Here is a 25,939-nt window from a genome sequence, read left to right on the forward strand (position 1 = left end):
AATGATCGTTTAGTGGGGTCTCGGGCCGCCGAAGACGCCTTCGTTTCCGTTGACGATCCTGAGACCTGGGCCGGGGGCCGGCTGAACAAGGAATCGAGGATCAGGCCTCATACCACCCTCTCGCAGTGGGTGCTTCGACGGCGCTGACGTCCAGGACCGTCACAGCCCGTACGAGCATCGGCTCGACGCTGACCTCAAGCAGCACCCGCGTCACGATGAACGAGGAGCCGAACCGCGCGCGTTCCTCCCCGTCGGTGCTCCAGCGAATTCGGCACGGCACCCACAGCCTGTCGTGAACCTGGTAGGCCAGAGGTCTGCCGCGCCAGCCGTCAAAGGCCAGGAGGCTCGCGCTGGGCACCACGCGGTCCGGGGGAAAAGGCCGCACAGGCCCCGTGATCACGGTCCGCACCTGCTGAGCAACCGAATCCGACCGCACCACAAGGTTCAGTTCCTCAGCGCTCAGCTTCAGTCGAGTACCCCATCGCTTCAACAGCGTGGGAATGCCGTCCGTCATCAGCCCCAGGAAACTGCTTCTCTCCGTGCCCAGACGCTGTGCCGCTTCGGCACGCAGATCAGGGTGAAACGCGGAGCGCGCGGCGAAGTGCCGGTCGCCGGAGAGGAACCAGAGCATCTGGTTGCGGGCCTCGAAGGCGTCGAGCAGGGTCAGCCAGACAACGGTGTCCCGGACGGCATGGTCCTTGAGCTTGCCATCGTCTCCATCGGCCGACACGGTTCGGTCGGGGAGACGGCCGCAGGCCACTCGGTCCAGGGCCTCCTCCGCGGCACCTTCGGGCGTCGGCAGGATCGTGAGGAGTGTGTGGAGAGCGTCATGTCGGCGCTGCGCGGCTTCTTCCGGTGAACGCCCTGTCGACTGCTGGACCTCGAAGCGATGGTGTGCGAGGTGCTCCATCGCCACCGTCTGCGGCACCGCGAGGGTGTGCCCGTACAGATTGGCCGTCGAGTGCAGCATCCTGAACACACCCCCGTCAGGGAAGCCGACCAGTTCAAGCTGGTCGGCGTCAAAGACGATCAGCGCTCGATCCACATCGGGCAGGTGCGAGTTGGTCATGCGTTCCATCGATCAGATCCCGTTCTGTGCCGCAGTCACGACCCATTCTCCAAGTGGTTCCGCGAGAGGACGAAGCCGGCGGCGGAGCAGTCGGAGGCGGAGCAGTCGGAGGCACTGCTGCGACGGCACAGCGCACGCCGACTCACGTGACAGTCACGTGCATCCCGCCCTCGGCCAGAACCTCGCGCACCAGGGCGACCAGGTCGTACCGCTCGCCCTCCGGCGCCAGGACTCGGGACAGGTGCTCGCGCGCGATCGCGGCGTCGCGCCACAGCAGGGTTGCGGGACCGGTGCAGCCGAAGGTGCCGCCCAGACAGTCCGCGAGGGCGTCCAGGCAACCGCCGAAGTAGCCGCCCGGCCCGTTGACGGCCTCGCACGGTTGCCGGGTGCGGATTCTGGGCCACAACAGCCTGTCGGTGAGCGGCTCACCCCGGTCGTCCCTTATCTCCAGGCAGGCCTCCTCCAGATCCAGGGCGCGTCGGCCGCCCGTCGCCAATGCACGCCGCAGCCGATCACCCGGGGCGAACCCCCGCAGAACGAGTGGCGGCTCCGCTTGCTCGGGCGGCAGAACGCGGGTGAACTCCTGGAAGGAGCCAAGCCACCGGTACCCGTCGTGCAGTCGGACCGGAGCCCGGTACTCCTCGGGCGGGCCCATGTATGCGCGACGCCAGGGGTGTCGGCCCGTATATCGAGTTTCTCCGCAAGCCGGGCGGGAAGACCGTGCCGGACCGTGTCCATATCGACCTGGTGCCGGACCCCGGTGACGACAAGGCCGCGGAGGTGGCCCGGCTGCGAGCTCTCGGCGCCACCGACCTCGACGTCGGCCAGGGCGACGTCCCGTGGACATGCCTGGCCGATCCGGAAGGCCACGAGTTCTGTGTCCTCGCCCGGTCCTGACGCGGAACTGGCGGGGCGAGCGGACGCTGTGGGATCTCGCGAGCGCGGACGAGACGGCCGAGGGCGTCTTCACCGGCACCACGACGTTCAGTCCACCGCACTCCGGCGGCGGTCCTGGATGCGGACCGCCGGCCCACGACGCGGTGGGTGACGGGGCCCGCCGAAGACCTCACCTCGGCAGTGAATACGCCCACTGAATCGGCCCGCTGAGCACGCCCGCCGACTACGCCCGAGCCGACTGAGGGAACGCACCATCGAAGCGAAGGTTCCAGCGGCCCGTACGGCCCGTGACGACGGTAGTGGACAGCGGGCGGACGTCGAGGTTCCAGTAGGTCGAGGGCGGAGCCTTCAGCGCGTAGACAAGGGCCGCCCGGATCACCGACGGTTCGGCCACCGCGACGATCCGGCCGTTGTCGTCGGCGGGGCGCGTGTCCAGCCAGCCGCCTACCCGCCGGATGAAGTCCAGCAGTGACTCGCCGCCGTGGGGCGTCGCGCGCGGGTCGGCCAGCCAGGCGTCCACCGACTCGGGCTCCCGGGCCATCGCCTCGCCGAGGGTGAGGCCGCGCCAGCGGCCCATGTCGCAGTCCCGCAGGGCCGGCTGGACGAGGGGACCGTAGCCGAGCGCGTCCCCGGTGGCCCGGCTGCGTGGAGTCGGCGAGCAGTAGCGCAGCTCGGCCGCCGCCAGCGGCACCAGATCGTGCGCGGCGCGCTGCACCTCCTCCCAGCCGGCCTGGTCAAGCGGCCGGTCGTCGTCGAAGCGCTCGGCGAGCAGTGGAGAGCTGCGCGCGGCGGAAACGAACGTGACCCGAAGTTGCATGCGGCGATGGTGGGCCGGGAAGGAACGCAGGTCAAGGGGTGTTACTCAGGAGTTATCGAGAGTATGCGCCGACCGTCACCCCGATCGCCATACCTGCTTTACGGCAGTTGCGTGCCGGTTTCACGCGAAGTGCAGCGCCATCCAGTTTTCCGGCTTCTCGAGCGGGCTGAAGCCGATCCTCTCGTAGACGCCGTGCGCGTCGTGCGTGGCCAGCAGGACGCGGCGCACGCCGAGCAGCGCGAGGTGATCGCGCACCGCGCGCACCATCGCCGTACCGATGCCCGCGCCCCGCACCGACGGATCCACGTACACATCGCACAGCCACGCGAAGAGGCCCCGGTCGGTCACCACCCGGGCATACGCCACCTGCTCCCCCGAAGCCGCTTCGTACACCCCGAAGTTGAGCGAGTTCGGGATCACCTCGTCGAACTTCTCCCGGGGCCGGTCCAACGCCCAGTAGGCGTCGGTCGACAGCCACCGGTGGACTCGTTCGACGTCGATGCGGGTGGGGTCGGCGGAGATCTCGTAGCCCTCGGGAAGGGCGGGGGTGTGGTCGTGGGCGTGGTCGCTCATGGCGGCAGGGTCACAGGCCGGGCCGGGCGTTGTCGAGCCGTTTTCGCCCTTCGGACAGCCGCGTTGTCAGTGGTGGCTGCCATGCTGCGCCCATGACTGGAACGACGACCGCCGCCGACTACACCTGGCTCGAAGAGCAGTACGAAGGGCTGATGCAGGCCTACTGCGTCACGCTCGTCAAGGGAATCAGTCCCGACGGGCTGCTTCATGAGCTGGGCGCCGAGTCCGTACTGCGGGTGACTGGCGTGGAGGCGCTGTTCGAGCCGTCGTGCGGGGCAGGGGAAGGGTACAGGGGCGACCTGATGTTCGTCGGTGTCGCAGCCGTTGGGGACTGGTCACTGATGGTGGAGTACAACGGCTATGTGGGTATCAGGGAGGCCGCCATGGGTCCCGTGTCCCGAGGGCGCACCGTGGTCTCCCACTTCCGCAACGTCAACGCGGTGGACTACTTCTACTGGTTCGAGGACGGGGACCTGCGGCTGCGCTTCGAGCCGCTGTTCCCGAGCCTCCGGAACGGCAGCCACCCCGACGAACTCCTCACCGAGATGCGGGAATCGGGCTTCGACCTCACCGAGGACGACAAGGACAGAGACTTCGACGGGCACACGGAGGCCGCCTTCGCTCTCGCCCATCGCCTCACAGGTGTGCACCTCACCCCCGAGCTGTTCGAGTCCCTGGACTTCACCTGCGGCCTGATATCCCTGCCTTGACTCAGACGCTCAGACACTCAGACTCAGACTCAGACTCAAACTCAGGCTCAGGCTCAGATAGCGTCCAGGGCCGTGCGCAGCCTTCGTACGCCCTCCCCAACCTCCCCCGTCCCAGCCACCGCCGCGAAGCTCAACCTGACGTGCGCGGCCGGGGGTTCGGCGCTGAAGTAGGGGCGGCCGGGAGTGATCGCGACGCCCGCGCGCAGGGCGGCGGCGACAAAGGCCGTGTCGTCCGTGCCGTCGGGAAGGCGCAGCCAGAGGTGGTAGCCGCCCGACGGGATGTGGGGCAGCGACAGTTCCGGGAGGGTGCTCAGCAGCGCCGATGTCATGGCGTCCCGGCGCACCCTCAACTCCGTTGACACCGACCGCAGATGACGCGGCCAGGCCGGTGACCCCACGAGTTCGAGTGCCGCTTCCTGCAAGGGACGCGGGACGAAGAAGGTGTCGACGATCTGGATGGCGCGGAGCCGTTCCAGTACCGGGCCCCGGGCCGCGAGCGCGCTCACCCGGAAGCTCGGCGAGGTCGCCTTGGTGAGCGAGCCGACGTGGACGACCACGCCGTCGGGATCCTCCGCCGCCAGCGGACGCGGCAGCGGAGCCGCGTCCTCGTGCACCAGCCGCCGTACGAAGTCGTCCTCGATCACGAAGGCACCGGCCTCACGGGCGATCCGCAGCACCTCCGCGCGCCGCCGCGGCGCGAGCACTGCCCCGGTCGGGTTCTGGAACAGGGGCTGGCAGACGAACACCCGGGCACCGGTCGCCCGGAACGCGTCGGCCAGCAGCTCCGGGCGTACCCCGTCCGCGTCCACCGGGACCGGCACCGGGCGCAGGCCGGCCGCGCGGGCGATCGCCAGCATGCCGGGATAGGTGGGCGACTCGACCAGCACCGGGGCGCCGGGCGGGGCGAGGGCGCGCAGGGCTGTCGTCAGGGCCGCCTGGCCGCCCGCCGTGATCAGTACCTCTGCCGCCGTGACAGCGCCGCCGATGCCCCGCGCGAACCACTCGCGCAGCTCCGGCAGCCCGTCCAGGGGCGGCCGGCCCCACGCGCCGGGACGGCGTCCGGCACGGGACAGGGCCGCCGCCATCGCCCGCTCGGGCTGGAGGGAGGGGTGCAGATAACCGCCGCTGAACTCGATCACCCCGGGCGGCGGCGCGGCCAGCGAGACGACGACACCGGCCGCGTCCACCGTGCGCGGTACGAGGTCGGCGGCGCCGTCCGCGCTCAGGGCGACCTCCTGCCAGGAGGTGTCCCCGGCGGGGGCGGACGCGGGGCGGGCCTGCGCCCGGTACGCGCCGGCTCCCGGCCGGGTCACGACCAGGCCCTCGGCGGCCAGTTGCGCGAGCGCCCTGGAGACGGTCACCGGGCTCACCCGGAAGCGCTCGACGAGTTCCCGGCTCGACGGGAGCTTTCCACCTGGAGAGTAGCGGTTCAGCTCCGATCGCAGCCTGTTCGCCAGTTCACCTACACTGCTACGCTCTTGCATGAGAGCACACGATAGCGCTACCGCACCGACTCCGATAGCGGTCAGCGGCCACCCGGAGACCCCGGGCGCCCGCACCACCCCACTCCCCGGGAAGTCCACGGCCCGCAGCAGCACCGGCCCTCTTCCCGGGAAGTCCACGGCCCGCAGCACCGGCAGCCCTCACTCCGAGAAGTCCCCGGCCGACAACGCCGGCCCGCTCTCCCGGAACTCCTCGGCCCGCAGCGCCGAGCCGCTCCCCGGCAAGGCCTCCGTCCGCCGCGCCGGGACTCTTCAGGCCGCCCTCGGTGTCACCGCCTTCTCGCTCACGTTCCCCGCCACCGCCTGGGGCCTGGAGGGCTTCGGTCCGTGGTCGCTGGTGGCCGTGCGGTCCGTCCTGGCGGCTGTCATCGCGGGCGGCTGTCTGCTGGCGCTTCGCGTGCCGCTGCCCGACCGCCGCCACCGGGCAGGGCTCCTGGTCGTCGCCGCCGGAGTCGTCGTCGGCTTTCCGCTTCTCACCACGCTCGCCCTCCGGACGTCGACCACCGCGCACGCCGCCGTCGTGGTCGGCCTGCTGCCGCTGACGACGGCCCTCCTCTCGGCGCTGCGTATGGGCACCCGCCCCTCGCGCACCTTCTGGGCGGCGGCCCTGGCGGGCGCGGCGGCCGTCCTCGCGTTCACCGTCCAGCAGAGCGGCGGCGCCCTGACCAGCGCCGACGCCTACCTTTTCGGTGCCCTGCTGGTCTGCGCGGCCGGTTACACCGAGGGTGGCCGGCTGGCCCGGGTCATGCCGGGCTGGCAGGTCATCGGCTGGGCGCTGGTGCTGTGCCTGCCGCTCACGGCGCCCGCCGCCGCGCTGGCGCTGTCGTACGAGCCCGTACACCTCAGCGCGCACAGCGTGATCGGGCTGCTGTGGGTGGCGGCGGGGTCGCAGTTCCTCGGTCTGGTCGTCTGGTACCGGGGCATGGCCGCGATCGGCATCCCGAAGGCCAGCCAGTTGCAGTTGGCTCAGCCCCTGCTCACACTGGTGTGGTCGGTCCTGCTGCTGGGCGAGCAGTTGACGCCGGCCGCTCCGCTGACAGCGGCGGCCGTGCTGGTCTGCATCGCCGTCACCCAGCGGGCCCGAGGCTGAACGCCGAGAGGAGACCCTCAGATGCGCGCAACCGTGGGCGACCAGCTTGTCCAGCACGGCAGGGTGGTCGGTCAGCACGACCAGGTCACGGAAGTCGTCGAGGTCCTGGGCGAGGAGGGCACTCCCCCGTACCGCGTCCGTTTCCCGGACGGGCACGAGGCAGTGATGTCCCCCGGCCCCGACTGCCAGGTCCGCCACAAGGGCGAGGACCGCTAGAGAACAACCGTTCGGGATGCGCTGACGTCGGTGCGCCGGTCGTCGGCGCACCGAGACCTCAGTGGGTCGAACTTCGTCAGCGCGGTGGCATCGCCGGCTGCTGATAGTGGTCGGCGACCACCCGCGCCATGGCGCCGATCCGGTCGGCGCCCACTTCCTTGGCAGCGAAGAAGACGTGCCCCTTCGCCTCGGGGTAGCCCTGGGCGAAGGTCAGATGGCGGGACAGCTCGGCCGGGTCCTGCCAGGCCGCTGGCTGCGCCGGGTCGCCCGCCTTGTACAGCGCCTCACCGACGTAAAGCTTCGTGCCCGTGCCCTTCGCGACCCCCGCCCACCAGGGCAGAAGCTTGGCGTAGTCGGCCGCGGCGAAGCCGATGTTCCAGTAGATCTGAGGGCAGATGTAGTCGATCCAGTTCTGCCGCACCCATTTCCTGGTGTCCGCGTACAGGTCGTCGTACGTCTCCACACCACCGCGCGTGTCCGAGCCGAGCGGGTCGGTCGACGCGTTGCGCCAGACGCCGAAGGGGCTGATCCCGAAGTCGGCGCCGGGGCGTACGGCCTTGATGCGGGCGGCCATCTCCTGGACCAGCTTGTCGATGTTGTCGCGCCGCCAGGAGGCCCGGCCGGGGAAGTCCCCGCCGTACTCCTCGTACGCGGCGTCGTCGTCGAAGGTCTGGCCGGCGACCGGGTACGGATAGAAGTAGTCGTCCCAGTGGACGCCGTCGATGTCGTACTTGCGCACCGCGTCGAGCATCGCGTCCTGGACGAAGGCGCGGACCTCCGGCAGACCGGGGTTGTAGTACAGCTTGCCGCCGTACGGCACCACCCAGTCCGGGTTCCTGCGCGCCGGGTGGGAGGCGATCAGCTTGCCGGGGTCGGTGTTGTTGGCGATGCGGTACGGGTTGAACCAGGCGTGCAGTTCGAGACCGCGGGCGTGCGCCTCCTGGACCGCCGTGCCCAGCGGGTCCCAGCCGGGGTCCTTGCCCTGGGTTCCGGTGAGGACCTGCGACCAGGGCTCGTACGGCGAGGACCACAGGGCGTCGGCGGTCGGGCGGACCTGGAGGAACACCGCGTTGAGGTGGCGGCTCACCGCCGTGTCGAGGTGGGTGATCAGCTCGGCGCGCTGCTGGGCGGCTGTCAGCCCCGTCTTTGACGGCCAGTCCCGGTTGGAGACCGTCGCCAGCCACATGCCCCGCAGTTCACCCGTCGCCCGCATGCCCTTGCTCCCACCGTTGGCCTCGCTCCCGCCGTTGCCCCCGCCCTTGCCGTAGCCCTCGTCCCGGCCGTCGGCTCCGCTCGGTTCCGCGCCGGCCGGTGCGGCTCCCGCCGTCGCCGCGCCGGCAATGAGCGTCGACAGGGCGGTCACCGCGAACGCCCGCCGTGACATGCGCGCGTGCCGCGTCTTCCCACTCATTCCCGTACCTCCGCTGTGCGCTGTGTCGGACAAGTCACAGACCGTCCTCACCGGTCCCGGGTCACACTCCCATGTGAGGCCCCGACAATTGGTCAATGGCTCCCGCAGGTAACGTGCGGGTTTGGCGCGGACCCCGGACGGACGGAAGATCCCGGACAACGGCGGGGCCCGCGAAGGCCGAAAGGCCACCGGAGATGAACAGCGAAAGGGACGATGTGACGGACAGCCCAGCGGGAGAGATCTCGCGCGTCGGAGTTGTGGGCTGCGGCCAGATGGGAGCGGGCATCGCCGAGGTGTGCGCCCGCTCCGGGCTGGACGTGAAGGTCGCCGAGACCACCGGCGAAGCACTGGAGTTCGGCCGTACCCGGCTGGTCAACTCCCTTTCCAAGGCCGCCGAACGCGGCAAGATCACCGAGGAGGAGCGGGACGAGGCGCTGGCTCGGCTCAGCTTCACCACCGACCTCGGTGAGTTCGCCGACCGCGACCTGGTGATCGAGGCCGTCGTCGAGAACGAGCAGGTGAAGACCGAGATCTTCCAGGTGCTCGACCATGTGACCGGCCCGGACACGATTCTCGCCTCGAACACCTCCTCGATCCCCCTGGTACGGCTGGCCGTCGCCACCTCCCGGCCCGACCAGGTCGTGGGCATCCACTTCTTCAACCCGGCCCCGGTGCAGAAGCTCGTCGAGCTGATCCCGGCGCTCACCACCTCCGAGGCCAGCCTCGCCCGTGCGCAGCGGTTCGCCGAGAAGGCCCTCGGCAAGCACGCGATCCGCGCCCAGGACCGCTCGGGCTTCGTGGTGAACGCCCTGCTGATCCCGTATCTGCTCTCCGCGATCCGGATGTTCGAGTCGGGCATGGCCAGTCGCGAGGACATCGACAACGGCATGGAGCTGGGCTGTGCCCACCCGATGGGCCCGCTGAAGCTGTCCGACCTGATCGGCCTGGACACGGTCGCCTCGATCGCGTTCAGCATGTACGAGGAGTACCGGGAGCCGCTGTACGCCGCTCCCCCGCTGCTCCAGCGCATGGTCGACGCGGGCCGGCTGGGCCGGAAGTCGGGGTCGGGCTTCTACACGTACGCGTAGATCTCACCCGGCGTCACATCTCGCCATGCCATGGGCCCGGCACTCCTCCGAGTGCCGGGCCCATGGCATTCACACACCGTGTGCGCACCGGACACGCATATGCCCCGCGCACACTCTCCCCGCGCGCCCACCAGGCGGGTTGACTCTCCATGTACACGCAAGGGATGTGACGACTACGGAAAGGAGCGGACACGTGACCGCCGATCCCGAGCATCCCGTGGCCCATGGAGAACTCGCGGAGTTACGCCGCCGCCTCGATGTCGCGTACGCGCGCGTCGAGGGAGGGCTGGCCCTGCTCAGCCATCGCACGAAGGAGACGGACAAGGAACTCGACGATCTGAGCACTCGTGTCGTCCACCTCGAACACGGCCGATGGCCCCTGCCCGCCGTGGCGTCCCTCACCGCCCTCGGGGCACTCGCTGTGACACTCTGGCAGGCCCTGGGGCGATGAGATCGGCGCCCTAGGAGTCGTGGCCGAGCCTGAGATGGTGCAACAGCAGTAGCGCGGCTGCCATGTTGGCGGCCGGGACCTCTCCGCGGGCGACCATGTCGGGGACGAGTTTGAGGGGGACCCACTCCCGGCGGTCCGACTCGAAGTCGTCCACGGGGTGGCCGATGTACTCGCCCTCCTCGGCCCAGTAGATGTGGTGCCGGGCGTCGGTGAGCCCGTTGGACGGCTCGACGCTCATCAGGTGCCGCAGCGGTCCCGGTCGCCAGCCCGTCTCCTCCTCCAGTTCTCTGGCCGCGGCGACGACGATGTCCTCGCCGTCCTCCACGACCCCGGCCGCGAGTTCCCATCCCCAACTGTCCGTGATGAACCGGTGCCGCCAGAGCAGGAGCACCTCGTTGGCCTCGTTCACCACCGTGGCCACGGCGACGGGCCGCAGCCGTATGAGGAAGTGGTCGAGGTGCCGCCCGTCGGGCAGCTCGACATCCGCGAGATTGACGCTGAACCAGCGGTTTTCATACACAGTTTGTTCGTTCTGTTTCGTCCACTGCACGGTTCTGCCACCTTCCGCCGAGTAGATGGCAATATGGCAGCAGGAACGTGCTGACAGCAGGCGCACAGAATTCCACTCGTGCGCGGTTACCCGAAATGCCGCGCGTCAAAGGCGCCTCACGACGGACGTCTACAGCGGTACGCGCAGTGCCCCGTCGATCAGTTCGGCCGCCTCGGCCGTGCCCGAACAGCCGTTGCGCACCAGGTGCTCGCGCACCGCCCGGAGTCGGTCGCGCAGCCGCTGGGACTCCATTCCGCGTGCCTGCTCGGCCATCTGCACCGCGGTCGCCACGGCCTTGTCGGCGTCGCCCCGGCGCAGCTCGATCTGGCTGAGCATGGCGAGCCGGTGCACCCTGCCCCGGTCGTGCGCCGGGGTGTCCACCGCGGCCGTCGCGTGCTCCCCCGCCGCCGCCAGATCACCGAGGCTCAGCAGCGCCTCCGCCACCTGGACGTTGACCAGCCCCGGCTGGACATAGCCGGTCTCGTCGGGCTCGTAACCGCGCCGGATGCGTTCGGCGGCCTGCTCGGCCCGCCGGATGCAGGACAGCGCGCTGCTGCCGTCGCCCAGATGCGCGTACGCCTTGGCCTGCATCGCGAAGAGGTCGGAGGCGAGCGCCGGTGTGATGTGCCTGCCCGCGGCCCGCAGCGCGGCCTCCGCGAAGGCGACGGCCTGCCGGAACTCCCGCATGAACAGCGCCTGGTTGACCAGCAGCCCGATGACGTACGCCCCAAGGCCCTGGTCCCCGCTGGCCTTCGCCAGCCGCAGCGCCTGGTGGAAGTACCGCTGGGCGAGCCCATGGGCGTCGGAGTCGTACGCGCAGATGCCGGCGATCGCCACCAACCCGCCGGTGGCCCGGTGCAGTTGGCGGCCGGTGGCGTCGGTGTAGCTGCCGCGCAGCAGGGGCGCCGTCTCGGCGTTCAGGAAGCCGACGATCCGGGAGCGGGTCGCGACGCCGCCGGCCTTGCGGTACATCTGCTCGTAGTGGGCGCGGGCCGAGCGGAGCATGTCGATGTCCGACATGCTGACCCGGTGCCTGCCGCCACGTGAGACATCGACGTCCTCGGGCGGGTTCTCCCACTCCCACACCGGCATCACGGCGGGCGTTCCGGTGACGGCGGGGGCGCCGAGGATGTGCGGGCGCTGCTGTTCGTCGGAGCGCCACAGCGCGGTCGCCCGCTCGACGAACCCGGACAGCGAGGTACCGGCCGAGCCGAGTGGGCCGGCGGTGTCGCTGCCCTGCACCCCGAGGCCGATGTCGTCCAGTGTGACCGGGCGGTGCAGCCGGGAGGCGAGCACCTCGCAGATCAGGTCGGGCACCTGGCCGCGCGGGCGCTGCCCCTTCAACCACCGCGCCACAGCGGTGTGTTCGTACCTCAGGGCCAGGCCCCGGGTCCGGCCCGCCTGGTTGACATGGGCGGCGAGTCCCGCGTGCGAGATGCCCGCCTCGTCGAGGATCGCGTCGAGCAGGGTGTTGGGCTGCATGTACGCTCCGGTGGCTCTCGGTGCCTGCCGTGTACGTCAGCGTAGTGTGTCCGCCTTCACACGGGGTGTGATCGAAGTACGTGAATTCGCAGCGTGCGCACGCTGTCGCGGAGAGTCTCCGGAAGGTTGACTGAAATGCCTCGCAAGAGGCCCGCCGGGCCGTCGGCTCCCCCCCTCGAACAGACGGCGGCCTGGCTCCGTCGCTTCAGCGGGATCGGTGCGGGTCGAGTGTCGGCTGCGGGTGCGTTGTGGCTTGTCGCGCAGTTCCCCGCGCCCCTCAAAGGGATCGGTACGGTCGAGTTTCGGCTGCGGGTCCGCTGTGGCTGGTCGCGCCCGCGCGGCGGAGCCGCACATGGACGGAGCCCCGCGCCCCTAAAAAGACTGCGGCTCACGTGACTTGGTGGACTACCGGAGGTTCCTGTTGCTGCCTCGGGACGTGATGGCGGTCGTTCCGGAGGACAAGTACCGCCACGTCGTCCGCCGGGGAGCCGCCCGCGTGCCTCAGCAGGCGGGAGAAGACGGCCTGGAGGACCGCCTGCGGTGAGACCGGCTGGGTGCGGACCGCCTCGGCCAGGACCGCCGGCAGCGGAAAGAACCGGCCGTGACCGTCACGGGCGTCCTCGACACCGTCCGTGTGGAGCAACAGGGCCTCGCCGGGCAGGAGTTGGCCGCAGTGCGCGGCGGACAGCTCGGCCGGCAGGGGGAACGGGCCCAGCGGGGGCATGGATTCACCGGCCGTGAGTACGTCGGCCCGGCCTCCGCTGAGCAGATACGGCGACGGATGGCCGCAGTTGAAGGCGCGCAGCTCGCCGTCCCCGCGGATCTCCAGGAGCAGTACGGTGACGAACTCCTCGGCGACCGGACTGTCGGCGGCCGGCGTCAGCGCGGACCCGGCCGACGGGTGGTCGGCGCGCGCCCGCTCGCCCAGATGCCGCACCAACGCGCGCTCCAACCGCCGCAGTACGCTGCCGAGTTCGGCTTCATCATGGACGGCCTCGCGGAAGCTGCCGAGCACGGCGGCGACGGTTCCGATGGCACCGATGCCGTGTCCGCGCACATCGCCCATCACGACCCGTACGCCGTACTCGGTGGCGATGACGTCGTACAGGTCCCCGCCGACCACCGCGCCCCGGTCGGCGGAGAGTTGGGCGGCGGCGACCCGCAGCCCGTCGACGCTGTGCGGCAGCGGACGCAGCAGTACGCTCTGCGCCGCCCCGGCGACCTGCCGGGCCAGTCTCAGTTCGCGCAGGAACACCTGGCGGACATGGAGTACGAGTCCGGTCCCGACGACGAAGAAGACGGCACTGGTGAGGATCCGCGCCCCCAGCCCGCTCTGCTGGGCGAGGGGGCAGGCCAGCTTGTACGCGATCGCCGTGGCACCCCACACCGTGGGCAGCGCGATCGAGAGCACGCGCCGCGATGGCTGCCGCTCGACCCGCCGGACGGCCCGCCGTTCGGGCAGCCGACGCCGGCACCGCGAGCCGTCTCCCCCGATCCGGAACCGGCACCCCCGCCCCACGAACGCGGCCCGCAACCGCCCCGACCGGAGCCGAGTCCCACAGGAAACCCGAGCCTTGATACGGATCATGCCGATGGCCCCCCAGTCAGGCCCTGACAACGCGAATCGGACCGGCCCCGAAAGACCGGTCCGATTCTGTCGACCACATGCCCCGAAGGGACCAGATCGCCCGAATTTCTCACTCAAATGAGTGAGGTGACGGGATGGAGGTATGGGGGGTGTGGGGCGCAGCCCCCACCCCCCAGGGGCGCGGGGAACTGCGCGATCAGCCACGACGGCGCCGCAGCCGAAAACCCGGCAACGAACCTAGCTCCGCAGCACCGCGCCCGTCCGCTCCCCCGCGAGAGCAACAGCCGCATCGCGCGCAGCGGAAGCCTCATCAACGGTCAGCGTCCGATCCGCCGCCCGGAACCGCAGCGCGTAGGCGAGCGACTTCCGCCCCTCCCCCAACTGCTCCCCGCTCTCGTACACGTCGAACAGCCGGAGGGACTCCAGCAGCTCCCCCGCCCCTTCACGCAGCGCCGCCTCGACATCCGCGTGCGGAACCTCGCGCGCGACGACGAGAGCGACGTCCTGCGTGGCGACCGGGAACGTGGAGATCTTCGGCCCCTTGGGCACACCCGAACTCGCCGCCTCCAGCGCGTCCAGGTTCAGCTCCATCGCACAGGTGCGCGCGGGCAGGTGCAGGGCCTTCAGGACACGCGGGTGCAGCTCACCGGCGTACCCGACGACCGTCTCCGTACCGTCGAGCACGACGACCAGTTCGGCGCAGCGGCCGGGGTGCCACGGCCCGTACTGCCCCGCGCGGACGACGAGTTCGGTGCCCGCCTCCCGCGCCAGGCTCCGTGCCGCCTCGATCGCGTCGGCCCAGTCGGCCGGGTGGCCCTTGCCCCACCAGCCGGCCTGCTCGCGGGCGCCCGCGAGGACGACGGCGGCGTGCCGGGGCTGGACGGGGAGCGCGGCCGTGAGGGACGCGATCTCCTCGTCGGTGGGACGGCGGTCGACCGGCAGACGCCCGGCGACGAGCAGCTCGTCCTGCGGGTGGAAGACCAGGCCCGTCTCGAACAGGGCCAGGTCGTGGCTGCCCCGCCCGTCGTTGCGGCGCAGCGCGCCGAGCAGGCCCGGCAGCAGCGTCGTACGGAGTGCGGGCTCCTCGTCGGAGAGCGGGTTGGCCAGCTTGACGACCTTGCGCTTCGGGTCGTCGGCGGCCAGGCCGAGCTGGTCGAAGACGTGCTCGCCGATGAACGGGTAGTTCAGCGCCTCGACGTAACCCGCTCCGGCGAGTGCGCGGCCGACGCGGCGGTGCAGGCGCTGCCGGTCGGTGAGGCCGCGGCCCGCCGGGGGCTTGGGCAGGGTGGAGGGCAGGTTCTCGTAGCCCTCCAGGCGGATGACCTCTTCGGCGAGGTCGTTGGGGTCCGTCAGGTCGGGGCGCCAGGACGGGACGGTGACGATCAGCTCGTCCTGCCCGTACACATCGCAGCCGACCTGCTGGAGACGGCGTACGACGGTCTCGCGGCCGTACTCGACGCCCGCGACCTTGTCCGGGTGGTTGGCCGGGATGGAGATCGTGCGCGGCGCGGACGGCGAGATGACCTCGGTGACGCCCGCGTCGGCGGTGCCGCCGGCGAGGAGGACCAGGAGGTCGACCGTGCGCTGGGCGGCGGCCGAGGCGGCCTGCGGGTCGACGCCGCGTTCGAAGCGCTTGGACGCCTCGGAGGACAGCTTGTGGCGGCGGGCCGTGCGCGCGATGGTGATCGCGTCGAAGTGGGCGGCCTCGATGACGACCTCGGTGGTGGTGCCCTCGGTGTCGTCGATCTCGGTGTTGGCGCCGCCCATGACGCCCGCGAGGCCGATGGCGCCCCGGTCGTCGACGATGAGCAGGTCCTCGGGGTCCAGTTTGCGCGTGACGCCGTCGAGGGTGGTGAGCTTCTCGCCCGGCTCGGCCCGGCGCACACCGATGGTGCCCTGGACACGGGAACGGTCGTACGCGTGCAGGGGCTGGCCCAGCTCCAGCATCACGTAGTTGGTGACGTCGACGGCGAGCGAGACCGGGCGCATGCCCGCCTTCTGGAGGCGGCGCCTGAGCCAGATCGGGGACTGCGCGTCGGGGTCGAGCCCGGTCACCGTACGGGCGGTGAAGCGGTCGCAGGCGAACGGGTCGGAAACCTCGACCGGGTAGCCGTACGCGTTCGGGGCCGGTACGTCGAGCAGCGCCGGGTCGCGCAGCGGCAGACCGTAGGCGATGGCCGTCTCACGGGCGATGCCGCGCAGGGACAAGGCGTACCCGCGGTCGGGGGTGACGGCGATGTCGAGGACCTCGTCGACGAGCTGGAGCAGCTCGATGGCGTCGGTGCCGACCTCGTGCTCCGGCGGCAGGACGATGATGCCGCCGCTGCCGTCGTCGCCCATGCCCAGCTCGTCGCCGGAGCAGATCATGCCGTGCGAGGTGTGGCCGTACGTCTTGCGCGCGGCGATCGCGAAGTCGCCGGGCAGGACGGCGCCCGGGAGGACCACGACGACCTTGTCGCCGACGGCGAAGTTGCGGGCGCCGCAGACGATCTCCTGGGGCTCACCGGTGCCGTTGGCGGTGCCGACGTCGACCGTGCAGAAGCGGATCGGCTTCTTGAAGCCCTCCAGCTCCTCGATGGTCAGCACCTGGCCGACGACCAGGGGGCCCTTGAGGCCGGCGCCGACCTGCTCGACGGTCTCGACCTCGAGGCCGACCGTGATCAGCTTCTCCTGGACGTCCCGGCCGGTCTGAGTCGCCGGCAGGTCGACGTACTCCCGCAGCCAAGAAAGCGGGACCCGCATCAGATCTCCATCCCGAACGGCCGGGTGAACCGGACGTCACCCTCGACCATGTCTCGCATGTCTTCGACGTTGTGGCGGAACATCAGCATCCGCTCGATGCCGAACCCGAAGGCGAATCCGCTGTACTTCTCGGGGTCGACACCGCACGCGACGAGCACGCGCGGGTTGACCATGCCGCAGCCGCCCAGCTCGATCCAGCCCTCGCTGGAGCAGGTCCGGCAGGGGCGGTCCGGGTTGCCGACGGACGTGCCCTTGCAGACGTAACAGAGCATGTCCATCTCGGCGGACGGCTCGGTGAAGGGGAAGTAGTTGGGCCGCAGCCGCGTCTTCATGTCCGAGCCGAAGAGCGACTGGACCATGTGGTCCATGGTGCCCTTGAGGTCGGCCATGGTCAGGCCCTCGTCGATGGCGAGGAGCTCGATCTGGTGGAAGACGGGGGTGTGCGTGGCGTCCAGCTCGTCCGTGCGGTACACGCGGCCGGGGCACACGATGTAGACCGGCGGTTCGCGGTCGAGCATCGAGCGGGCCTGTACGGGCGAGGTGTGCGTACGGAGCACGACACCGGACTCGTCGCCGACCGTCCCCTTCGGTCCCTCGACGAAGAAGGTGTCCTGCATCTGCCGGGCCGGGTGGTCCGGGGTGAAGTTCAGGGCGTCGAAGTTGAACCACTCCGCCTCGACCTCGGGGCCCTCGGCGACCTCGTACCCCATGGAGACGAAGACGTCCGCGACGCGCTCCATGAACGTGGTCAGCGGGTGGCGGGCGCCGGACTGCACGCGGTCGTACGGCAGTGTGACGTCCACCGCCTCCTCGACCAGTACGCGTGCGTCCCGGTCCGCCTCCAGTTCGGTCTGGCGGGTGGCGAGCGCCTTGCTCACGGCGCCCCTGGCCTGGCCGACGAGCTTGCCCGCGGCGGCCTTGGCCTGTGGGGGCAGCGCGCCGATCTCGCGGTTGGCGAGGGCCAGCGGCGAGGTGCCGCCGGTGTGGGCGACCTTTGCCTCCTGGAGGGCGTCGAGGGAGTCCGCGGCGGCGAAGGCGGCGAGCGCCTCGTCCCGCATGCGCTCGACCGCTTCCGGTTTCAGGGCCTCGACCTCTACAGGGTCGTACGACTTGTTCGGTGCCGACATCTCTTCCCGTGCTTCCGGTTGGCTGGCGGATGGTCCCCGTCTACGGCTCGGAGACGAATGGTCCACAGAGAGGGACGCAAAGGTGCCAAAGGCCGATTCTAACGGGGGTGAGGTGTTCGAACGCGCCCGTGGGGCCTCGTCGGCGTTACAGCAGGTACGCCGGGGTGCTCACGGGCAGCGTAAATCGGAACTCGGCGCCGCCGCCGGGGGCGCGGCCGACCGTGATGGAACCGCCGTGGGCTTCGACGATGCCCTTGACGATGTACAGCCCGAGGCCGGTGCCGCCGCGCTTGCTGCCCCGCCAGAAGCGGGTGAAGACGCGGTTCATGGACTCCTCCGGGATGCCGGGCCCCTCGTCGCTCACCGTGACCGACGTTGCCGTGTTCTGGTCGGCGTCCCCCTCACGCGGGGACAGCGCGGCCGTGATCTCGATGGTGACAGTTCCCTCGCCGTGGCGCACCGCGTTTTCCAGCAGGTTGCTGAGCACCTGGTCGACCTTGTCGGGGTCCGCCCACAGCGCGGGCAGCGGCTGCTCCATCCGGAGCAGGAACCGGTCGGCGGGCTGGCCGGCCGCCACGTACGCCTGGATGTGCCGTCCGACGGCGGCGCCCATGTCGACGGGCTGGCGGCGCAGTTCGAGCCGTCCGGAGTCGATGCGTGAGATGTCGAGGAGTTCGGCGATGAGCCGGGTGACGCGGTTGGCGTCGGCGTCGACGGTCTCCAGCATCAGTTTCTTCTGGTCGTCGGTGAAGCGCTCCCACTTCGCGAGCAGGGTCGCGGTGAAGCCCTTGACGGAGGTGAGCGGCGAGCGCAGTTCGTGGGCGACGATGGCGATCAGTTCGGCGTGGCTGCGTTCGGTGCGGCGGCGGGCCTCGGTGTCACGCAGGGAGACGACGACCCGGCGGACCGGTCCGGTGGGGTGCGTACGGAGGTAGCGCGCCGAGACGAGCACCTCGCGTCCGCCGGGCAGCAGCAGGTTCCGCTCGGGCTGGCCGTTCCTGATCGCGAGCCCGCCGTAGGGATCGGTGAGCTGCCACCAGCGGCGCCCTTCCAGGTCCTCCAGCGGCAGGGCCCGGTGGAGCGGCAGGCCGAGGGCGTCGGCGGCGGGGACGGTGGTGATGCGCTGGGCGGCGGCGTTGAAGCAGATCACCCGCCCGTACTCGTCGGCGATGACGAGTCCGTCAGGCAGGTCGTCGGCGTCGATGCCCAGGCCGGTTCCGGGTCCGGGTCCGCCTTCGGTTGCGGGTCCGACTTCGGTTCCGGCGCCGAGTCCAGGCCCGGCTCCGAGCCCGTGTCCGTGTCCGTGTCCGGCACCGAGTCCAGGTCCGGCTCCGACGTCGGTTCCCGCGCCGAGTCCAGATCCGGCTCCGAGCCCGGCACCGCGTGCTGTTTCGGCTCCGGCTCCGGGCGCGGCGGGGTCACCGTGCCGGGGGGCGGGTTCGCTCCGCGATTCCCGTGCCCCCAGTGTTCCGCTCGTGCCGACAGTCATCCCCGAACCCCACCTCTCGGACTGGCGCAGTGGGCCCCCGAGCCCGTCACCCTACTAGCTGTCGGTGACGGAGCGGCACCCTCCGGAGGCGCGCTGTGCACGGGCGGACGCGTAGAGACATACGGCGGCGGCGGTCGCCAGGTTCAGGCTCTCCGCCTTTCCGTGGATCGGGACGCGCACGACGGCGTCGGTCAGCGCGCGCGTCTCCTCCGGAAGCCCCCAGGCCTCGTTGCCGAACACCCAGGCAGTGGGCCCGCCCATGGTCCCCTTGTCCAGCTCGTCGTCGAGGTCGTCCGGGCCGGCCCCGTCGGCGGCCAGAATCCGTACGCCGGCCTCCCTGAGCCCGGCCACCGCCTCTTCGACGGGGACACCGACGGCCACGGGCAGATGGAACAGGGAGCCCACGGAGGCCCGCACGGCCTTGGGGTTGTACAGGTCGACGGAGGCGTCGGTAAGGACGACGGCCTCGGCGCCGGCGGCGTCCGCGCACCGCAGCACGGTGCCGGCGTTGCCGGGGTCGCGTACGTTGGCGAGGACGGCGACGAGCCTGGGCCGCGCCTTGAGGATGTCCTCGAACGGGGTGTCGAGGAACCGGCAGATCCCGACGAGGCCCTGCGGGGTGACGGTGGTCGAAATATCGGCGATGACGCTCTCGTCGGCGAGGTGCACACGGGCGCCGGCGGTACGCGCCTCCCCGACGATGTCGGCGTACCGCTCCACCGCGTCGACCGTCGCGAACAGCTCGACCAGCGTGTCCGCGTGCCCGGCCGCCTCCCGCACGGCCTGCGGCCCTTCGGCCAGGAACAGCCGGTCCTTCCCCCGGAAGTTCCGCCGAGCGAGCCGCCGCGCGGCGACGACGCGGGCGGAGCGCGGTGAGATCAGCTCGGGGGCGGCGGACATGGGGTCACCTTTCGGGGGGAGGTCGGTGTCGTCAGTCGGGTGCGTTGCGTTGTCGGGTGCGGGTCCGGTGGGGGCTGGTCGCGCAGTTCCCCGCGCCCCTAAAAAGCAGGGGCTGCGCCCCGTGCTTTTCATCTTTTAGGGGCGCGGGGAACTGCGCGAGAAGCCCCACGGACCCGCACCCGACAACGCACCCAAAAACACCCGGGCCCACAGGCGACAAGCACCTGTGGGCCCGGGTCACATCACACGCGGCAAAAGCCAGCGCCAGCGTCACGCAGCCTTGGGCGCGTTCACGTCCGCCGGAAGGGCCTTCTGCGCGACCTCGACGAGCGCGGCGAACGCGGGCGCGTCGTTGACGGCGAGCTCGGCCAGGATCTTGCGGTCGACCTCGATGTTCGCGGCGTTCAGACCCTGGATGAAGCGGTTGTAGGTGATGCCGTTGGCGCGGGCAGCGGCGTTGATGCGCTGGATCCACAGCCGACGGAAGTCGCCCTTGCGCTTCTTGCGGTCGTTGTAGTTGTAGACCAGGGAGTGGGTGACCTGCTCCTTGGCCTTGCGGTACAGGCGCGAACGCTGACCGCGGTAGCCCTTCGCGGCCTCAAGGATCGCCCGGCGCTTCTTGTGTGCGTTTACTGCCCGCTTGACGCGTGCCACTTTTAACTCCTTGCAGCGGGGCCGTGGTTGTCGTCACACGGCCCGATTTCGATGGGGTCCCGGTCTTACGGACGTACTTACGGCGCGTGGGCGCCGGTACGTCACTTACCGAGAAGCTTCTTGATCTTCGCGGTGTCGCCCGGGGCCATCTCCGCGGTGCCGGTGAGGCGACGCGTCACGCGGGACGACTTGTGCTCGAGCAGGTGGCGCTTGCCGGCACGCTCGCGGAGCACCTTGCCGGAGCCGGTGATCTTGAAGCGCTTGCTGGCACCGCTGTGCGACTTGTTCTTCGGCATAGCGCCGTTCTCTCCTCGTCAGTGGCGTCCCGGTGCCCGGTCGTGAAACCGGGCACGGTGGAACGTCATGTGTATGGGTTTGCATCCCAGGGCGTGAGCCCCGGGATCAGACCTCGGCGGACGCCTCGGCCGGAGCCTCGGCGCTCTCCTCGGCGATGTCCACGTCGTCGGCGACATTCTCGTCGTCGACTCCGTCGGTCTCCGCGGCGTTCTGCGACTTGCCCGGGTTGGCCTTCGCTTCCGCCTTGCGGGCCGCCTGGGCCTCACGGGCCTCGGCCATCGCCTCGGTCTTCTTCTTGTGCGGACCGAGAACCATGATCATGTTTCGGCCGTCCTGCTTCGGGTTCGACTCGATGAACCCGAGGTCCTCGACGTCCGAGGCGAGCCGCTGCAGCAGTCGGTAGCCCAGCTCGGGCCGGGACTGCTCGCGACCACGGAACATGATCGTGATCTTGACCTTGTCGCCCTGCTTGAGGAACCGGACGACGTGACCCTTTTTGGTGTCGTAGTCGTGCGGGTCGATCTTCGGCCGGAGCTTCATTTCCTTGATGACCGTGTGCGCCTGGTTCTTGCGCGCCTCACGGGCCTTCATGGCCGACTCGTACTTGAACTTCCCGTAGTCCATGAGCTTGCAGACCGGCGGGCGCGCGCTCGCCGCCACCTCGACCAGGTCGAGGTCGTACTCCTGCGCAAGCTCCAGGGCCTTGGCAAGCGGAACAATCCCGACCTGCTCGCCGCTGGGACCGACAAGTCGCACTTCGGGAACGCGAATCCGGTCGTTGATGCGGGGCTCGGTGCTGATGGATCCTCCTCGGTAGCACCACACGGCGGTCTGGCGGACAGCCGCGTATGTCTCTGATGACAGTGGGACCAACCACCGAGGCACATGAAAAATGCCCCGCCGGGACACAGGCGGGGCTCCAAAGGCATACCGGAGCACCGCCGCGGTCAACCGCGGGGCGCACATCGGGCGACTCCATCGTCCGTACGGAACGATGGTGGCCGCCTGACCGGGTGACCCGCCATCCGTGAGGACGGTCGGGTGGGAGATCGGAGCCTCCACTTGTGGGCCGGGCACGCGAGTGTCCAGCCGGTCGTTACAAAAGGTTAGCACCAAGTAGGAGGTGGTGCTAACCGTCGTGCATCGGGCGCCCGCACAGAGCGGCCGGATCCCCTGGGCCTAGGGTGTGGCTCATGAGTGAGACCCCTGCCCAAAGCCCTGAGAACCCCGACTTCGACGCCATGACCCGCGACATCGCCGAGGTCCCGGCGGTCGAGGTGATCGTGACGGTCGCCGTGAACCTGATGAGCGCCGCCGCCGTGAAACTCGGTCTGACCGACGAGGGCGACAAGTACAAGGACCTCGACGAGGCCCGCAAGCTGGTGCACGCCCTCGCCGGTCTGCTCGACGCGAGCACGACGGAGATCAGCTCCTTCCACGCGGCCCCGCTGCGCGACGGCCTGAAGTCGCTCCAGCTCGCCTTCCGCGAGGCGTCCCTCGTCCCGGACGACCCGGGCCAGGGCCCCGGCGAGAAGTACACGGGCCCGGTCTACGGCTAGAGAGCGGCAACAGGAAGCGGCGGGCGGGTCAGGAACGCACGTAGAGGGGCTCGCCGGGTGGCGTCGCTCCGGCCGGCAGCAGTGCCAGGTCGAGGCCGCGCACCAGGCGGGCCCTCAGCGTTTCGTCGGCGGCGAGACGCTCTGCCACGGCGCGGGCCGCGTCGGCCGGGGATGCGGCCGGGTCCAGTACGAGCGCGAGGGTGCCGTCGGCCTGTCCCGGGCCCAGGTGGGCGCGGACCACGGCCGGCTCGGCGGCCACGACGGCCCGTACGGCGTCGACCACGGCGGGATCGGCGAGCGGGTCGGCGGTCGTACGTCCCTCGGCGAGCGCGCGCAGCGCGGGACCGGACAGCTCGTAGGGCACGGGACCGGCCAGGTCGAGGACGATCGTGTCCGCCTTCTCGTGCACGGCGGCCTGGATGGCCTGGTGCAGGGGTACGGCGACGGGGCGGGCGGCCGGGTCCCAGCGGGCGAGCGACTCGGTGGACGTGAAGGCGGGCAGGGCGGTCCGGCCGCCGGCCTTGAGGGTCGGTACGGCCATGTCGCTGGTCTTTTCGTGGCGCAGCCCCTTCTCGTCCACTTCGACCTCCCCGAGCACGGCGACGACGGGGACGAGGAGCCGGGCGCCCTTGAGGGCTGCCAGCACCGGTCCCACGGCGCCGCGGTCCTCGGCCCAGGCCGCCAGCGCTGCGCTCAGCCGGGGGTCGGCGCTGCCGTCGTCGTCGGGGAAGCCGGAGTCGGGAATGTTCTTGTTCGCCACGGTGACCGACCCTATCGGGGGAGCTCCGCTCACGCGGACGTGGGCCGTGAGAGAGAGGAGGCGTCGGTGGAAGTGGAGCGCGCGGTGGTTCCGGGCACGCTGCCGGCCGAGGCGATGAGGCCGGTGATCGCGGCGGCCGAGGACGGGGCCGAGGTGTCGGTGGCCGTGCTCGACGTCGCGTCGGGCCGGAGGGCCGTCCACGGGACCGGCTTGTTCGAAACGGCGAGCATCGTCAAGGTGGACATCCTGGCGGCGCTGCTGCTCCGGGCACAGGACGAGGGCCGGAGTCTCACCGCACAGGAGAAGCGGTACGCCGCCGCGATGATCGAGGTCAGCGACAACGCCTCGGCGTCGGCGCTGTGGACGGCGATCGGCGGGGCGGCGGGGCTCGACGCCGCCAACGGGCGCCTCGGACTGACGGACACCGAGGGTGGCGCGGGCACGCTGTGGGGCCTGACCCGGACCACGGCGGCCGATCAGCTCACGCTGCTTCAGCAGGTTTTCATGGGCCGGGGCGACAGCGGGGAGGCGTCGCGGCTCAGCGAGGCGTCCCGGGCGTATCTCCAGGGGCTGATGGGCTCGGTGGCCGAGGACCAGGACTGGGGGGTGTCGGCGGCTGGCGGCACGCGTACCGCCGAGCGCCGGTTCGCCCTGAAGAACGGGTGGCTGCCGCGTACGGCGACCGGGCTGTGGGTCATCAACAGCGTGGGGCGGGTGACGACGGCGGAGGGACGGGAGTTCCTGGTCGCCGTGGTGTCGAAGGGCAGCACGACGAAGGCGAAGGGGATTTCGCTGGTGGAGTCGGCGGCCCGCGCGGCGGTTTCGGTGTTCACGGTCAGGTCAGCGGGCGTGCACGTTCAGAAGCTGTCGCCGTACGAGTCGAACGAGTCGTCGTAGGCGGGGTGTTCGGCCGCTCTGCGGCGACCGCGCCACAGCGGGACCGCGGCGAGCAGGAGTACGACGCCCAGGCCCCCGGCGACGGGGCCGGCCCAGCTGACGGTGTGGTCCTCCTCGGGAGCCGGGTCGGGGCCCGGACCGAAGTACGCCTTGCCGTACGGGGTCGACCTGATCCCCTCCGGCCTGAGCCCCGCCGCCGCTCTGATGGCCGCCGCCGGGTCGATGAAGCCGAAGCCCCGGGAGTCGTCCCGGCCGTTGCGCGGGGCGTCGCGGGCGGTGTCCTCCAGGAGCTTCTTGATCTGGGCCGGGGTCAGTCCGGGGTGGGCGGCCTTGATGAGGGCGACCGCGCCGGAGACGAACGCGGCGGCGGCGCTCGTGCCCCAGCCCTCGTAGTAGCGGTGGTCGGGGGCGGCGATGACGACGTTGACGCCGGGGGCGCTGACCGTGGCGTACCAGCGGCGGGTGGAGAAGGAGGCGCGGGTGCCGTACTTGTCCACGGCGGTCGCGGCGATGACGCCCGGGTAGGCGGCCGGGTAGGAGATGTGGTCGCCCTTCTCGCCGCCGTTGCCGGCCGAGGCGACGACGACGGCGCCCTTCTTCAGGGCGTACTGGACGGCCTCGTCCTCGGCGGGTTCGGGATGCGCGGACTTCGAGTCGTCGCCGAGGGAGAGGTTGATGACGTCGGCGCCGTGGTCGGCGGCCCAGCGGATGCCGTCGGCCAGGGCGTTGCCCCGGGTGTTGCGGGCCTTGGCGCGGGCCGGGTCGCCGTCCTCCAGGATCACCCGGACCGGCAGGATCCTGGCCTCGGGGGCGATGCCCAGGACGCCGTCCTCGTTGCCGTCGCCATGGCCGTGACCGGCGATGATGCCGGCCATGGCGGTACCGTGCCGGGCCCAGGACTCGTCGCCCGGGCGGGCCCCGAAGCCGACCATGTCCTTGCCCGCGAGGACGTTGCCGACAAGATCGGGGTGGTCGGCCTCGACGCCGGTGTCGAGCACGGCGACCGTGATGCCCCTGCCCTTGGTGATCCGCCAGGCCTCCTGCGTGTGCATGGCGTCCAGGGCCCACTGCTGGGCCCGGATGCTGTCGGCGTACGCGCTGGTGGCGGGCAGGAGGGCGAGGGATCCGGCGAGGAGAAGGACGAGGAGCCCGCTTCGGGCTGCGCGGGTGCGAGTGCGGGGACCGGTACGGGTGCGGGTCATGGCTGTGGCTTCGCGGGCGAGTCGACGGTCTTCCGGAGGGACCGTTCCACGCGGTCGGCCAGGCCCTTCGCCTCGTGGCCGAGGCCGGCCTGGGCGATGGCCGTGGTGGCGCCGGACGCCATGGCCTCCTCGGCGGGCTGCGGGGCGTCGACGCGGCGGCCGTCGGCCCAGCCGGAGACTGCGTAGGCGACGACGGGTGCGTCGGTGAGGACGGAGACAGTCCAGGAGGCGCGCTGGGCGTCCGTGAAGTCGTCGGCGACGGTGTTCTTCGGGGCGTAGGGGCGGGGCATCAGGTCGGTGCGGCGGTCCAGGTTCTCGCTGCTGAAGCGGGTGCGCAGGGCGCGCATGGCGTTGACGTCGGCCTTGGTGAAGAGGAGGCCGACGGTGGTGACGTAGCTCTGCGTCTCGTCGGTGTAGGTGGCGCGCAGGAGCCGCTGGCAGCCGACGGGCGCGAGCGCCTTGCTCAGCAGCGGGTCGAAGGCGCCGGCGCAGCCGGTGTCCGGGGCGACGGCGAGCCGGATCCAGGTCCGGTCGGCGCCGCCGGGGCCCGCTCCGTCGCCCTCGATGGCGGGCGGGAAGAGGAGGTCCACGGGGACCTTGTGCCAGAGAGTTCCGGCGGCGGTGAACGCGGTGCGCGCGCCGGCGTCCCCGGATTCGTCGCCGGTCAGCCAACTCCCGGTCAGCGCACCGCCGATGAGCCCGAGTCCGAGCACGGCGCAGGCGAAGGCCAGCACTGCCCGACTGCTGAAACTGAACGGGCGGGGTCCCACATCGGGTTGCCCGAACGAGACGACGGGCCGCCCGGAACCGACGCCACCGTTGTCACCGTAGGCGCTCCAGGAGAGGGCGGGGTCGGGCGTGCCGGGCG

The 25,939-nt window shown here is 70.9% G+C and carries 25 protein-coding genes and 2 pseudogenes; 8 read left to right on the forward strand and 19 right to left on the reverse strand.

The features are described from left to right. Positions 1 to 100: 100 nt before the first annotated feature. Both AOK08_RS21015 and AOK08_RS21020 read right to left on the reverse strand, forming a co-directional pair. Complete coding sequence (locus tag AOK08_RS21015) at positions 101 to 1,078, reverse strand: hypothetical protein (RefSeq protein ID WP_055528260.1); 978 nt, start codon at positions 1,076 to 1,078, stop codon at positions 101 to 103. Positions 1,079 to 1,211: 133 nt separating this feature from the next. Next, positions 1,212 to 1,727, reverse strand: a pseudogene (locus AOK08_RS21020) (barstar family protein); the annotation flags it as partial. Between AOK08_RS21020 and AOK08_RS44795 the strand changes: the two are divergent. Beyond that, a pseudogene (locus AOK08_RS44795) lies at positions 1,727 to 1,966 on the forward strand (VOC family protein); the annotation flags it as partial. The pseudogenes AOK08_RS21020 and AOK08_RS44795 overlap by 1 nt on opposite strands. Positions 1,967 to 2,189: 223 nt before the next feature. On the opposite strand, the gene AOK08_RS21030 reads toward AOK08_RS44795, so the two are convergent. Then, positions 2,190 to 2,783 carry a histidine phosphatase family protein gene (locus AOK08_RS21030; protein WP_055528262.1) on the reverse strand — a complete coding sequence of 198 codons (594 nt, stop codon included), beginning with the start codon at positions 2,781 to 2,783 and terminating at the stop codon, positions 2,190 to 2,192. 120 nt (positions 2,784 to 2,903) lie between these two features. Beyond that, positions 2,904 to 3,356, reverse strand: coding sequence for a GNAT family N-acetyltransferase (locus tag AOK08_RS21035; RefSeq protein WP_055528266.1), 453 nt, complete (start codon positions 3,354 to 3,356; stop codon positions 2,904 to 2,906). A gap of 92 nt (positions 3,357 to 3,448) precedes the next feature. On the opposite strand from AOK08_RS21035, the gene AOK08_RS21040 reads away from it, so the two are divergent. Then, complete coding sequence (locus AOK08_RS21040; protein ID WP_055528270.1) at positions 3,449 to 4,066, forward strand: DUF6461 domain-containing protein; 618 nt, start codon at positions 3,449 to 3,451, stop codon at positions 4,064 to 4,066. Positions 4,067 to 4,119: 53 nt separating this feature from the next. On the opposite strand, the gene AOK08_RS21045 is transcribed toward AOK08_RS21040, so the two are convergent. Next, positions 4,120 to 5,550 carry an aminotransferase-like domain-containing protein gene (locus tag AOK08_RS21045; protein WP_055528274.1) on the reverse strand — a complete coding sequence of 477 codons (1,431 nt, stop codon included), beginning with the start codon at positions 5,548 to 5,550 and terminating at the stop codon, positions 4,120 to 4,122. Between AOK08_RS21045 and AOK08_RS21050 the strand changes: the two genes are divergently transcribed. Both AOK08_RS21050 and AOK08_RS21055 read left to right on the forward strand, forming a co-directional pair. Continuing rightward, positions 5,549 to 6,658 (forward strand): DMT family transporter, encoded by a 1,110-nt coding sequence (locus AOK08_RS21050; protein WP_055528276.1) that lies wholly within the window; start codon positions 5,549 to 5,551, stop codon positions 6,656 to 6,658. The genes AOK08_RS21045 and AOK08_RS21050 overlap by 2 nt on opposite strands. 21 nt (positions 6,659 to 6,679) lie before the next feature. Next, entirely contained in the window at positions 6,680 to 6,874 is a 195-nt protein-coding gene (locus AOK08_RS21055; RefSeq protein WP_055528278.1) for a DUF1918 domain-containing protein, read from the forward strand. A gap of 76 nt (positions 6,875 to 6,950) precedes the next feature. On the opposite strand, the gene AOK08_RS21060 is transcribed toward AOK08_RS21055, so the two are convergent. Next, positions 6,951 to 8,258, reverse strand: coding sequence for a glycoside hydrolase family 10-like protein (locus AOK08_RS21060; protein WP_055528281.1), 1,308 nt, complete (start codon positions 8,256 to 8,258; stop codon positions 6,951 to 6,953). Between the two features lie 221 nt (positions 8,259 to 8,479). Here AOK08_RS21060 and AOK08_RS21065 point away from each other — a divergent pair, with 221 nt between their 5' ends. Both AOK08_RS21065 and AOK08_RS21070 read left to right on the forward strand, forming a co-directional pair. Then, positions 8,480 to 9,373, forward strand: a complete 894-nt coding sequence (locus AOK08_RS21065) for a 3-hydroxybutyryl-CoA dehydrogenase (RefSeq protein WP_055528285.1) — start codon at positions 8,480 to 8,482, stop codon at positions 9,371 to 9,373. Positions 9,374 to 9,566: 193 nt separating this feature from the next. Further along, positions 9,567 to 9,824 (forward strand): hypothetical protein, encoded by a 258-nt coding sequence (locus AOK08_RS21070; RefSeq protein WP_055528287.1) that lies wholly within the window; start codon positions 9,567 to 9,569, stop codon positions 9,822 to 9,824. Between the two features lie 10 nt (positions 9,825 to 9,834). Here the strand turns inward: AOK08_RS21070 and AOK08_RS21075 are convergent, their stop codons facing one another. The 10 genes from AOK08_RS21075 to infC form a co-directional block, all read right to left on the reverse strand. Continuing rightward, positions 9,835 to 10,374, reverse strand: coding sequence for an NUDIX hydrolase (locus AOK08_RS21075; protein WP_055528290.1), 540 nt, complete (start codon positions 10,372 to 10,374; stop codon positions 9,835 to 9,837). A 129-nt stretch (positions 10,375 to 10,503) separates the two neighbouring features. Beyond that, complete coding sequence (locus tag AOK08_RS21080; RefSeq protein WP_055528296.1) at positions 10,504 to 11,856, reverse strand: NsdA family TPR-like regulatory protein; 1,353 nt, start codon at positions 11,854 to 11,856, stop codon at positions 10,504 to 10,506. 388 nt (positions 11,857 to 12,244) lie between these two features. Beyond that, positions 12,245 to 13,258 (reverse strand): PP2C family protein-serine/threonine phosphatase, encoded by a 1,014-nt coding sequence (locus AOK08_RS21085; protein WP_055528313.1) that lies wholly within the window; start codon positions 13,256 to 13,258, stop codon positions 12,245 to 12,247. A gap of 423 nt (positions 13,259 to 13,681) precedes the next feature. Continuing rightward, entirely contained in the window at positions 13,682 to 16,186 is a 2,505-nt protein-coding gene (gene pheT / locus AOK08_RS21090; RefSeq protein WP_055528297.1) for a phenylalanine--tRNA ligase subunit beta, read from the reverse strand. Further along, positions 16,186 to 17,313 (reverse strand): phenylalanine--tRNA ligase subunit alpha, encoded by a 1,128-nt coding sequence (gene pheS, locus AOK08_RS21095; RefSeq protein ID WP_055528298.1) that lies wholly within the window; start codon positions 17,311 to 17,313, stop codon positions 16,186 to 16,188. The genes pheT and pheS overlap by 1 nt, the downstream gene beginning before the upstream one ends. Positions 17,314 to 17,458: 145 nt before the next feature. Further along, positions 17,459 to 18,802, reverse strand: a complete 1,344-nt coding sequence (locus tag AOK08_RS21100) for a sensor histidine kinase (RefSeq protein ID WP_241827031.1) — start codon at positions 18,800 to 18,802, stop codon at positions 17,459 to 17,461. Positions 18,803 to 18,856: 54 nt separating this feature from the next. Then, entirely contained in the window at positions 18,857 to 19,702 is an 846-nt protein-coding gene (locus AOK08_RS21105; RefSeq protein ID WP_055528299.1) for a TrmH family RNA methyltransferase, read from the reverse strand. Positions 19,703 to 19,972: 270 nt separating this feature from the next. Beyond that, complete coding sequence (rplT, locus tag AOK08_RS21110; protein WP_055528300.1) at positions 19,973 to 20,356, reverse strand: 50S ribosomal protein L20; 384 nt, start codon at positions 20,354 to 20,356, stop codon at positions 19,973 to 19,975. A 101-nt stretch (positions 20,357 to 20,457) separates the two neighbouring features. Beyond that, positions 20,458 to 20,652 (reverse strand): 50S ribosomal protein L35, encoded by a 195-nt coding sequence (gene rpmI, locus AOK08_RS21115; RefSeq protein ID WP_055528302.1) that lies wholly within the window; start codon positions 20,650 to 20,652, stop codon positions 20,458 to 20,460. A gap of 106 nt (positions 20,653 to 20,758) precedes the next feature. After that, positions 20,759 to 21,478 carry a translation initiation factor IF-3 gene (infC, locus tag AOK08_RS21120; RefSeq protein WP_079054169.1) on the reverse strand — a complete coding sequence of 240 codons (720 nt, stop codon included), beginning with the start codon at positions 21,476 to 21,478 and terminating at the stop codon, positions 20,759 to 20,761. A gap of 368 nt (positions 21,479 to 21,846) precedes the next feature. Here infC and AOK08_RS21125 point away from each other — a divergent pair, with 368 nt between their 5' ends. Then, entirely contained in the window at positions 21,847 to 22,212 is a 366-nt protein-coding gene (locus tag AOK08_RS21125; RefSeq protein WP_063794100.1) for a DUF1844 domain-containing protein, read from the forward strand. Positions 22,213 to 22,240: 28 nt separating this feature from the next. Here AOK08_RS21125 and AOK08_RS21130 read toward each other — a convergent pair whose 3' ends face one another. Further along, complete coding sequence (locus tag AOK08_RS21130) at positions 22,241 to 22,972, reverse strand: SseB family protein (RefSeq protein ID WP_055528308.1); 732 nt, start codon at positions 22,970 to 22,972, stop codon at positions 22,241 to 22,243. Between the two features lie 114 nt (positions 22,973 to 23,086). On the opposite strand from AOK08_RS21130, the gene AOK08_RS21135 reads away from it, so the two are divergent. Further along, positions 23,087 to 23,869 carry a serine hydrolase gene (locus tag AOK08_RS21135; protein WP_079054170.1) on the forward strand — a complete coding sequence of 261 codons (783 nt, stop codon included), beginning with the start codon at positions 23,087 to 23,089 and terminating at the stop codon, positions 23,867 to 23,869. Here AOK08_RS21135 and mycP read toward each other — a convergent pair. Together mycP and AOK08_RS21145 are read right to left on the reverse strand one after the other, a co-directional pair. Further along, on the reverse strand, positions 23,830 to 25,071 hold the full coding sequence (gene mycP / locus AOK08_RS21140; RefSeq protein WP_055528309.1) for a type VII secretion-associated serine protease mycosin: 1,242 nt from the start codon (positions 25,069 to 25,071) through the stop codon (positions 23,830 to 23,832). The two genes, AOK08_RS21135 and mycP, sit on opposite strands and share 40 nt — an antisense overlap. Further along, on the reverse strand, positions 25,068 to 25,939 hold an 872-nt coding region (locus AOK08_RS21145), incomplete at its 5' end, for a hypothetical protein (protein WP_241827032.1). The genes mycP and AOK08_RS21145, both read right to left, overlap by 4 nt.

The sequence above is a fragment of the Streptomyces graminilatus genome, from assembly GCF_001418565.1.
Taxonomy (GTDB): domain Bacteria; phylum Actinomycetota; class Actinomycetes; order Streptomycetales; family Streptomycetaceae; genus Streptomyces; species Streptomyces graminilatus.